Consider the following 10,591-nt stretch of genomic DNA (forward strand, 5'->3'; position numbering starts at 1 on the left):
AAACTTAAGCTATTTTGCTTAAAAAGCCATCAAGTTCAATCCGCTGCATCCCAACCTTTACGCTTTCGCGTTGGCAATATTCACTTTCCAAATTGCAGGGCCAGTTTCATGGGCGTTCACACCGTTTGAATCCACAGCCACAGTCACTGGCATATCTTGCACATCAAACTCGTAAATCGCTTCCATTCCCAAATCAGCAAAGGCCACGACGCGAGAATGTTTAATCGCTTTAGACACTAAATACGCAGCGCCGCCAACGGCCATCAGATATACCGCTTTGTGTTTTTTGATCGATTCAACTGTCGCAGGGCCGCGCTCAGCTTTACCTATCATGCCCATCAAGCCAGTTTTCTCTAACATTAAGTCAGTGAATTTATCCATACGAGTTGCTGTGGTTGGGCCCGCAGGGCCGACAACTTCAGTACCCACTGGATCAACTGGGCCAACGTAGTAAATAAACTTACCGGTAAAGTCCACGCCTTCTGGCAGACCTTCACCGCTTTCAATCAGGCTTTGAATGCGCTTATGGGCAGCATCACGACCAGTCAACATTTTACCGCTCAGCAGAATGGTTTCACCGCTTTGCCACTGTTCGATATCCGCTTGAGTGACAGTATCTAAGTTAACGCGGCGCACATCATCACCCACTTCACGGGTAATTTCTGGCCAATCAGACAATGATGGTGGCGTTAATTCAGCTGGACCTGAGCCATCTAAATGGAAATGCACGTGGCGAGTAGCAGCGCAATTTGGGATCATCACCACTGGCTTTGACGCCGCGTGGGTGGGCGCCGATTTGATTTTAACGTCTAACACTGTGGTTAAACCGCCAAGACCTTGCGCACCTATGCCTAAATTATTCGCACGCTCAAAAATGTCTAAACGCAGTTTTTCTTCGGTCGTTTGCGCGCCACGGGCCATCAACTCATGAATATCCACGCTTTCCATCAGCGCTTCTTTGGCTAATACGGCCGCTTTTTCTGCCGTGCCGCCAATGCCTATACCCAGCATACCCGGTGGACACCAGCCCGCACCCATAGTCGGTAGCGTTTTTTCTACCCAAGCGGCGATATCGTCAGATGGATTTAACATCACCATCTTAGCTTTGTTTTCACTGCCGCCACCTTTGGCTGCAATCGCCACTTCGATATGGTTGCCAGGCACCATGTCGATATGCACCACAGATGGCGTGTTATCTTTGGTATTTTTACGGCTGCCCGCAGGATCTGACACTATTGATGCGCGCAGTGGGTTATCAGGATTGGTATAGGCACGACGAACACCTTCGTCGACCATTTCCTGGATCGTCATATCAGTTTTGTCCCATTGGACACCCATACCCACTTTCACGAAAGTGGTCACAATCCCAGTGTCTTGACACAGAGGACGCTTACCTTCGGCCGACATGCGCGAGTTAATTAAGATCTGGGCAATCGCATCCTTCGCCGCCGCACTTTGTTCACGCTCATAAGCTTGGCTCATGGCATCAACAAAATCCTTCGGGTGGTAATAAGAAATGTATTGCAAAGCATCCGCCACACTTTCAATAAAGTCGGCTTGTTTAATCACAGAAGTTTCAGACATTTTATGGTGAGATGACATAGTAGGAGCGCTCCAGCAGCCTTTGCGGCCTAACTTGTTTTTGTTTAATTCTTTCTGGGCCAATATGATACTCTTTCACATCTTTTTGGGCTACATCACATTTTGAATAGGGTTAATCGATGGCAATTAGGGCGTCAAAACAGCTTGCATCACGCCAACTTGACTGGACATTAAGTACCGCAGCACTGTTCGAACACTTTGCAAATGACACTTGGGCAATTCTGTTAGATTCGGCGAACGCGCCGCATCAAGACGCCAGATTCGACATCATTTGCGCCAATCCTATCGCAACGTTAGTGACTCAGGGCGAGCGTAGCGATATAAAGCTCATCGATACGAGCTTGAGCTTACCCGAGGCAATAGACCCAAACCGTGATCCCTTCGAGTTACTCAACATTTTATTAACCCATTGGTATTCAAAATCTTTTGATTGTGATTTGCCCTTTAGTGGTGGCGCAATGGGCAGTTTTAGCTACGATTTAGGCCGCAGAATTGAATCCCTGCCGATAACGGCCAAGCAAGATATACAACTGCCAGAGATGAACATCGGCTTTTACGACTGGGCGTTAGTTTTTGATTACCAAGCCCAGTGTTGGCATTTATTGCACTATTTAGGTGAAGCGGCACTCGACATTGAGTTGAATAAAATTCAAGATAAAATCACTAAAAAGCCAAATGCCGCCACATTCATGCTCGCTAGCCCATGGGCAGCACAAATAGACAAAGCTCAATACACGGCCAAATTTGCAGCAGTTCAAGCCTATTTACACAGCGGTGATTGCTATCAAATAAATTTAACCCAAAGATTCGAAGCCCATTATCAAGGCGATGAATGGTCAGCCTATAGCCAACTGCGCAATGCCAATAAAGCGCCCTTCTCGGCCTTTATGCGTCTGCCGCAAAACACGATTTTATCGATTTCACCCGAGCGCTTTATTCAGCTTCGCGGTGACGATATTCAAACCAAACCTATCAAAGGCACGCTGCCGCGTCATACCGATCCCGCATTGGATGTGAAAGCCGCCAATACACTGGCAAACTCACCAAAGGATCGCGCCGAAAATGTCATGATTGTCGATTTACTGCGTAATGATATCGGCAAAGTGGCGGCAGCAGGCTCAGTACGTGTACCGCATCTATTTGAGATTGAAAGTTTTCCTGCGGTGCATCACCTTGTCAGTACAGTAACGGCCAAGCTCGATGCTAAGTACAGCGCCAGCGATTTACTGCGCGCAGCGTTTCCCGGCGGCTCAATTACCGGCGCACCGAAAATTCGTGCCATGGAAATTATCGAAGAGCTCGAACCTTCACGGCGCAGCCTTTATTGTGGTTCTATGGGTTATATCAGCCAAGACGGCCAAATGGATACCAGTATCACCATTCGCACTATTGTGGCCGAACAGGGCAAACTCTATTGCTGGGCGGGTGGAGGCATAGTGGCGGATTCAGAAGTGGATGCCGAGTACCAAGAAACCTTTGATAAGATCAGCCGTATTTTACCTTTGCTTGGCGCTGCGTCACAAAAGCCGTAAGCTTTAATACTAAACAGTCACGAGAACGTCGATGGATCAAGCGGAATTTAGACTCAGATTTAATCTGCACCCGTTAGCGCGGCCAGATCCGGCGGCCTTCCCACACCTTGGACTGCGCAAAGCTGCGGTGTTGATCCCACTGCTGGAGATTAACGGTGAGCTGAATCTAATTTTGACCCAAAGACCTATGCATCTGCGCGCCCATCCGGGGCAGATCAGTTTCCCCGGCGGTAAAATTGAGCCCTATGATATTGATGCGATTGCGGCCGCGTTAAGGGAAGCAGAAGAGGAAATTGGACTCTCAAGGCATAACGTCGACGTGGTGGGCAAGTTTCCAGCCCACAATACCTTCACAGGGTTTGAAATCACTCCTGTGATAGGCATTATCAAGCAGGCATTTGATTTAAAACTCGATCCCGGTGAGGTAGCCGATTGCTTTACCGTGCCATTAAGCTTTTTTATTGAACCGAATAATCGCCACCAAAAACGCTTTTTACGCCAAGGGCGCTATTACAGCGTGCATTTTATTCCCTATCAACAACGGTTTATCTGGGGTGCGACTGCGGCCATTATCGACCATCTGTGCCGCCAGTTAAGCATTCCTGCCGATATTCTCTGACTTCATTTGCCATTGCTAAACCGTTAAAAAGCCAAACTGTTAAATTAGCCAAACAATGGCTAGCTTAAACCACCAAATGGATATACAAACCGGCGACAATAGACGTTAACAGCAACATGGGAATATTAAACCAATAACCCATACGACTGTGGTGGGCGACATAATAGTTAAACGCTAAACTGACCAAACTAATACCGCCACAAACCCAAATCAAATACTGCAATAATTGGGTTTCATGTGGATCCCAATGGACTCTAAATGTCGCGCCACGGGTCAAATAGGCCCCAACTTCACGGTCTGGCCTTGCATCACTAAACACTAATAGCGCATAGACGGCTATTGCCCAGCCTAAAATGGATAAGGTCGCAAGGATAATTTGAAATATTCTAGTCTTGCTCATACCGCCTCCCGCCGTTTAACTCACTATATCGCTCAATATCGATATTATTAACCTCAGGATACCTTTTTCAGCTTGAGAAAAGCCACCAGCAAGGTAATATAAACCTCCAAAATTTTCATATAAAACGTTTCGTTGGAGAATTAAGCAACAATGAGCATTGCATCTGTCGCATCTGTATTTAAAGGTGAGCACGCCGTCGGTTCTAAAGTCACAGTGCGTGGCTGGGTCAGAACCCGTCGTGACTCTAAAGCCGGCATCTCTTTTTTAGCTGTTTACGACGGCTCTTGCTTTAATCCTATCCAAGGTGTCGTGCCCAATAGCTTAGATAATTACGACAACGAAGTGTTAAAGCTGACTGCGGGTTGTTCTGTTGTGATGACAGGCGACGTGGTGGAATCTCCTGGTGCAGGCCAAGCATTTGAGCTGCAAGTGACTGAACTTGAAGTCGCTGGCTGGGTTGATGATCCAGACACTTACCCAATGGCCGCTAAGCGTCACTCAATTGAACATTTACGCGAATTAGCGCACTTACGCCCACGTACTAACATTATTGGTGCCGTTGCCCGCGTACGTAACTGTCTATCCCAAGCGATTCACCGCTTCTACCACGATGAAGGCTTTATTTGGGTATCGACCCCACTTATCACAGCATCGGATTGCGAAGGCGCCGGTGAGATGTTCCGCGTATCGACCTTAGATATGGAAAACCTGCCGCGTACTGAAGCGGGTAAAGTCGATTACGATAAAGATTTCTTCGGTAAAGAAGCTTTCCTGACCGTATCTGGCCAGTTGAACGCTGAAACCTACGCCTGTGCACTGTCAAAAGTGTATACCTTTGGCCCGACTTTCCGTGCTGAAAACTCAAACACTAGCCGCCACTTAGCGGAATTCTGGATGGTTGAGCCTGAAGTCGCCTTCGCTAACTTAAACGACATCGCAGGCCTTGCCGAAGCTATGTTGAAATACGCGTTCAATGCCGTCTTAACTGAGCGTATGGACGATTTAACCTTCTTCGCCCAACACGTTGATAAGACTGTGATCGACCGTCTGCAATCTTTCGTTTCAAGCGATTTTGCTCAAGTAGATTACACGGATGCGGTTGAAATTCTGCAAAACTGTGGCAGAACCTTCGAGTTCCCTGTGTCTTGGGGTATCGATTTATCTTCTGAGCATGAGCGTTACTTAGCCGAAGAACACTTCAAAGCCCCTGTGGTAGTGAAGAACTATCCAAAAGATATCAAGGCCTTCTACATGCGCTTAAACGATGACGGTAAAACCGTTGCCGCAATGGACGTGTTAGCCCCAGGTATCGGTGAGATCATCGGTGGCTCTCAACGTGAAGAGCGTTTAGACGTGCTAGATATGCGTCTAGCCGAAATGGATCTGAACCAGGAAGATTACTGGTGGTACCGTGATATGCGCCGTTATGGCACAGTGCCACATGCAGGTTTTGGTCTAGGGTTTGAGCGTTTAGTGTCTTACGTGACGGGCGTGAACAACATTCGTGATGTTATCCCTTTCCCACGTGCACCGCGCACTGCGAACTTCTAATCTCCCTTTAATTGGGACTGCATAGCTAAGACATCTCTATTAAGCCTTAGCAAAACGAAAGGAGCTGAATATTCGGCTCCTTTTTTGTTCGTCCGTTTTAGTCACATCATGCGGCAAACAACCATTAATCCGCCAGACTCAACGCCTGCGCAATATATTCCGCGACTCGCTTGGCAGCAATATCATCGATTGACACCAACTTAATATGGCGGCGAAACTTGCCACTGCCTTCAAGTACCTGATGAGGATCGCTAAGATTCGCGCCTAAGCTAAACTCCAATGAAACATGCTGTTTATAGGTAAACACACCACCAAAACTGGCTTTGGTGCTAAAGAGTATACCGCCGTACTTAACGGCTTCAGTAATGGCCCGCGACGATGTGGTAGCGGCGGTTTTGACCTCCTGCCTCACCCCCTGCACTATTTCAAACAGACTCGGGCTGGTACATAAAATATCTTCTAACAGTTTTTCAAGTTGCGGCTGATCTTCCATCATGATCTCTTTACCTCTCATACAAGCAAGACTATCCCAGCCCGATTGTAGCGCGCTAATCGGACTGAATAACACCCAGTTGAAGCATCCATCCAAGAAATAAGTGACGTGCAAATAAAAAGGCCAAGCGTGGAGTGCGCTTGGCCTTTTGCTGGAGTTGTCCAACTTAGCAAGGCTAAGTCACACGGATAAACACTGCTCCCTAGATTAAAACCCCTTCACACCGGCCATATCAGGGAGATGATGAGCAATCCCCTTGTGGCAGTCGATACAGGTCTTTTCGCCGCTTGCCAGTGATGTTGAGTGCATCTGCGCCGCTCTGGGTGATTGGCGAGTAAAGTCCATGTAAGTGAAGTTATGGCAGTTACGACACTCGAGCGAATCATTGGCCTTTAACCTTGCCCACTCATGTTCTGCCAGTTCACGGCGCTTATCTTCAAATTTCTCACGGGTATTAATCGTCCCAAAAACCTTACCCCACACTTCCTTAGATGCCTGCATCTTACGGGCAATTTTATCGGTCCAGTTATGCGGTACGTGGCAATCAGGACACGTCGCCCGCACGCCACTGCGGTTAGTGAAATGAATCGTCGTCTGTAGCTCTTGATAGACGTTATTTTCCATCTCATGGCAACCAATACAGAAAGCTTCTTGGTTGGTCACCTCTAGGGCTGTGTTAAATCCCCCCCAGAAAATCACCCCAGCCACAAAACCACCTAAGGTCAAAAAACCTAAACTGTAATGCACACTCGGACGATTGAGTACCTGCCAGATTTTTTTCAGTTTATCTAACATGCTAACTCCTAGTGTTTTTTCTGCTCAGTGTTGGCTTTGATCAGATGTTCCATATCCACAAAGTCATTTTCGACCAGTAACTTGGCATCTAACTGCGGCACATGACACTGAGTGCAGAAATAGCGGCGCGGCGATAACTCGGCTAAAAAGTTATTGTCCCTGTCCATAAAATGCGTGACGCTGACCATAGGTGCTTGCGAATCCCCAATGCGGCTACGAGCATGGCAAGCCATACACTTGTTCACTTTAAGATCAAGCTGATAGCCGTCGATCTTGTGTGGGATCACCGGTGGTTGCATGGGATAGCTGCGCACTTCCTTCACATCGGTATTACGCACACTTTGCATCGCAGGTGGCGTAGGCTCGACATTGATAGGCGCTTGGCGCAGGGTATCAATTTTATCTTCGGGAATACTGGCGGCAGACACACTTGTCATGATGAATGAGCCAAATACCAATAAACCGATCGCTGAGACTAATTTTAGGGTTTTCATCGTGTTCTCCTTAAACCTTGACGATCTTCACCGCACACTTTTTAAAGTCAGTTTGTTTTGACAAGGGATCTGTCGCATCTAAAGTGACTTTATTAATGAGCTGGCTAGCATCAAACCAAGGCACGAACACTAAACCCACGGGCGGTTTATTGCGGCCACGGGTTTCGACTCGGGTCTTAATTTCACCGCGACGGGACACAACGCGAATTTCATCGCCACGGCGCAAACCGCGTTTTTTCGCATCTTCAGGGTGCATAAAACATACGGCATCGGGGAAGGCACGATATAACTCAGGCACACGTTGGGTCATAGAACCCGAATGCCAGTGTTCCAGCACTCGCCCCGTCGACAACCAGATATCATATTCTTCATCGGGCGCTTCTGCGGCAGGTTCATAGGGCAAAGCGAAAATCACCGCACGACCATCGGGATGACCGTAAAACTCAAAGCCCTTACCTGCTTTAACATAAGGATCTGTGCCTTCACGAAAGCGCCACTTGGTTTCTTTACCATCGACCACAGGCCAACGCAGACCGTGAGCCTCATGGTAAACATCAAATGGGGCGAGATCGTGGCCATGGCCGCGGCCAAAGGTCGCATATTCCTCGAATAAGCCTTTTTGGACATAGAAGCCAAAGTGTTTAGCCTCATCGTTCAAATATTTAGGATCGGCATCCGCCAGCGGGAACTTATCAACATTACCGTTCTGATACAGGACTTCGAATAGGGTTTTGCCTTTAAACTCAGGGTTCGCCGCTAATACATCCTTAGGCCAGACTTCGTCTGTGGTGAAACGCTTCGCAAACTCCATCAATTGCCACAGATCCGAATGGGACTCACCCGGTGCCTGCACCATTTGATGCCAAAACTGAGTACGGCGCTCGGCGTTACCGTAGGCGCCCTCTTTTTCCACCCACATAGCGGTGGGCAAAATCAAATCGGCAGCTTGAGTCGTCACCGTCGGATAGGCATCGGACACCACGATAAAGTTGGCAGGGTTACGGTAACCCGGTAAACCTTCTTCATTGATGTTTGGGCCCGCCTGCATATTGTTGTTCACTTGCACCCAGTAACAATTCAAGTCGCCATCTTTTAGACGACGGTTTTGCTCGACGGCGTGATAACCGGGTTTAGGTGGAATAATGCCGCTTGGGATCTTCCAAATGTCTTCGGCATGCTTTCTGTGCTCAGGATTGGTCACGACCATATCGGCGGGTAAACGATGGGAAAACGTCCCCACTTCACGGGCCGTGCCACAGGCTGATGGTTGACCCGTCAAAGAGAATGGACTGTTGCCTGGGGTTGAAATTTTACCCATCAAGAGATGAATGTTATAAATCAGGTTGTTACACCACACACCTCGGGTATGTTGGTTAAAACCCATGGTCCAAAATGAGGTCACTTTGATGTCGGGATCGGCATACAACTTGGCCAGCGCAATCAGTTTATCCTCGGGCACGCCCGACAGCTTACTGACTTTTTCGACGCTATAATCCGCCACGAAGGCTTTAAATGTCTCAAAATCAATTGGGGTTGAATCCCCCGCCGTTTTAACATTTTTCGCTTTTTTCTCAAGGGGATGTGTCGGACGTAAACCATAACCAATATCTGTTGTGCCCTGACGGAAGTTAATGTGCTTCTTCACGAAGTCCCAGTTCACTTTATCATTCTGAATGATGTAGTTAGCTATGTAGTTCAAAATGGCTAAATCGGTTTGCGGGGTGAACACGATCGGCAAGTCAGCCAAATCGAAGGATCTGTGCTCAAAAGTCGACAACACGGCCACTTTTACATGGCTGGCACTGAGACGTCTGTCTGTCACTCGACTCCAGAGGATCGGGTGCATCTCCGCCATATTCGAGCCCCAAAGGACAAAGGCATCGGCGGCTTCCATATCGTCGTAGCAACCCATAGGTTCGTCGATACCGAAGGTGCGCATAAACCCGACCACGGCAGACGCCATACAGTGACGCGCATTCGGATCGATATTATTCGAGCCAAAACCCGCTTTCATCAGCTTAACGGCAGCATAACCTTCCCACACTGTCCATTGGCCCGAGCCAAACATGCCCACAGCAGTTGGCCCTTTGGCTTTAATGGTCTCTTTCCATTTTTGCGCCATGATGTCAAAGGCACTGTCCCAACTGATGGGCGAAAACTCACCGTGCTTGTCGTATTTGCCATCTGTCATCCGCAGCATAGGCGTGGTTAAGCGATCGCTGCCATACATGATTTTCGACAGGAAATAGCCCTTGATACAGTTGAGCCCACGGTTCACTTCACTGTTGGCATCGCCATGGGTGGCAACCACTTTGCCGTCGCGAGTTGCGACAATCACAGAGCAGCCCGTGCCGCAAAAACGGCATGGGGCTTTATTCCACTCTAATTTGGTTTTTTCTGAGCTGGTAATTAAGTTGCTTGCGCCTGCGGGCAAGGCTAAACCAGCGGCGCCTGCAGCGGCAATCACCGCATTGGCCTTGATAAAGTCACGTCTGTTCATATTCATTCTTCACCCTCTTCGAGCACTTCACTCTGGTGGTAAACCATAGTGGCTGATAACACGCCCGGAATGGCATTGATCGCTTCGATACTGTCCATCAAGGCGCGTTGCGTCTCGCCTTCGATCACGACGACCAATTTCACTTCGTTGTTGACGGAAAGTTCGGCATTTTCAATGGTCATTATCTGTTGTCTAACATCTGCCATTTTCTGCGGTAAGACCTGCACCACTAAACTGGTGATATGGAGTTCTTTGCTCATCCGACATTCCACTCTTATTTTTAACTATTTGATGATGTTACGTTTAACCAGCGCCCGGTGGACCCGTCAAAATTTGGCTGAACCAAATAGCAAAGCCCAGACCACTGACCAGTAGTACGGACAATAACGGTGCGAGAAACACGGTTAAAAAGATAAAGATTTTCAGTTCTAAGGATTTTTCTTCTGCGGTGCTAGCACTCATGCATCCTCCAAGAGGTGTGTTCCTGCCACTTTGAATGCGCTGCAAAAAATCGCCAGCGGCAGGCTTTATGTATATCTATTGCATCTTTGGATCACGAAGCGATCATACCTTTTAGTTGTTAACAAAATGTATACCTCCAAATT

At 48.0% G+C, this 10,591-nt stretch carries 11 protein-coding genes; 3 read left to right on the forward strand and 8 right to left on the reverse strand.

Annotation, left to right across the window (positions count from 1 at the left end; all coding sequences use genetic code 11):
• Positions 1 to 57 precede the first annotated feature (57 nt).
• Positions 58 to 1,602, reverse strand: coding sequence for a fumarate hydratase (locus L5L91_RS00100; RefSeq protein ID WP_259510002.1), 1,545 nt, complete (start codon positions 1,600 to 1,602; stop codon positions 58 to 60).
• 119 nt (positions 1,603 to 1,721) lie between these two features.
• On the opposite strand from L5L91_RS00100, the gene pabB reads away from it, so the two are divergent.
• Both pabB and L5L91_RS00110 read left to right on the forward strand, forming a co-directional pair.
• Positions 1,722 to 3,134 (forward strand): aminodeoxychorismate synthase component I, encoded by a 1,413-nt coding sequence (gene pabB / locus L5L91_RS00105; protein ID WP_263235320.1) that lies wholly within the window; start codon positions 1,722 to 1,724, stop codon positions 3,132 to 3,134.
• Positions 3,135 to 3,165: 31 nt separating this feature from the next.
• Positions 3,166 to 3,753, forward strand: coding sequence for a CoA pyrophosphatase (locus tag L5L91_RS00110; RefSeq protein WP_263166395.1), 588 nt, complete (start codon positions 3,166 to 3,168; stop codon positions 3,751 to 3,753).
• Positions 3,754 to 3,817: 64 nt separating this feature from the next.
• Here the strand turns inward: L5L91_RS00110 and L5L91_RS00115 are convergent, their stop codons facing one another.
• The gene (locus L5L91_RS00115; RefSeq protein ID WP_113939548.1) at positions 3,818 to 4,153 is read right to left on the reverse strand and encodes a hypothetical protein; all 336 of its coding nucleotides are present in this window, start codon (positions 4,151 to 4,153) and stop codon (positions 3,818 to 3,820) included.
• Positions 4,154 to 4,303: 150 nt separating this feature from the next.
• Between L5L91_RS00115 and asnS the strand changes: the two genes are divergently transcribed.
• Positions 4,304 to 5,704, forward strand: coding sequence for an asparagine--tRNA ligase (gene asnS, locus L5L91_RS00120; protein ID WP_263235323.1), 1,401 nt, complete (start codon positions 4,304 to 4,306; stop codon positions 5,702 to 5,704).
• A 124-nt stretch (positions 5,705 to 5,828) separates the two neighbouring features.
• Here asnS and L5L91_RS00125 read toward each other — a convergent pair whose 3' ends face one another.
• From L5L91_RS00125 to L5L91_RS00150, 6 genes are all read right to left on the reverse strand, one after another.
• On the reverse strand, positions 5,829 to 6,218 hold the full coding sequence (locus L5L91_RS00125) for a DUF1801 domain-containing protein (RefSeq protein WP_263235325.1): 390 nt from the start codon (positions 6,216 to 6,218) through the stop codon (positions 5,829 to 5,831).
• Between the two features lie 186 nt (positions 6,219 to 6,404).
• Entirely contained in the window at positions 6,405 to 6,992 is a 588-nt protein-coding gene (locus L5L91_RS00130) for a cytochrome c3 family protein (RefSeq protein WP_028760143.1), read from the reverse strand.
• Positions 6,993 to 7,000: 8 nt separating this feature from the next.
• Entirely contained in the window at positions 7,001 to 7,486 is a 486-nt protein-coding gene (locus L5L91_RS00135) for a nitrate reductase cytochrome c-type subunit (protein ID WP_028760144.1), read from the reverse strand.
• A gap of 10 nt (positions 7,487 to 7,496) precedes the next feature.
• Entirely contained in the window at positions 7,497 to 9,986 is a 2,490-nt protein-coding gene (gene napA / locus L5L91_RS00140) for a nitrate reductase catalytic subunit NapA (RefSeq protein ID WP_263235650.1), read from the reverse strand.
• 2 nt (positions 9,987 to 9,988) lie between these two features.
• Positions 9,989 to 10,246, reverse strand: a complete 258-nt coding sequence (locus L5L91_RS00145) for a chaperone NapD (RefSeq protein ID WP_028760146.1) — start codon at positions 10,244 to 10,246, stop codon at positions 9,989 to 9,991.
• 43 nt (positions 10,247 to 10,289) lie between these two features.
• Positions 10,290 to 10,448, reverse strand: coding sequence for a nitrate reductase (locus tag L5L91_RS00150; RefSeq protein ID WP_028760147.1), 159 nt, complete (start codon positions 10,446 to 10,448; stop codon positions 10,290 to 10,292).
• Positions 10,449 to 10,591: the final 143 nt, after the last annotated feature.

It is taken from the genome of Shewanella sp. SM55, assembly GCF_025654025.1.
GTDB classification, from domain to species: Bacteria; Pseudomonadota; Gammaproteobacteria; order Enterobacterales; family Shewanellaceae; genus Shewanella; species Shewanella oncorhynchi.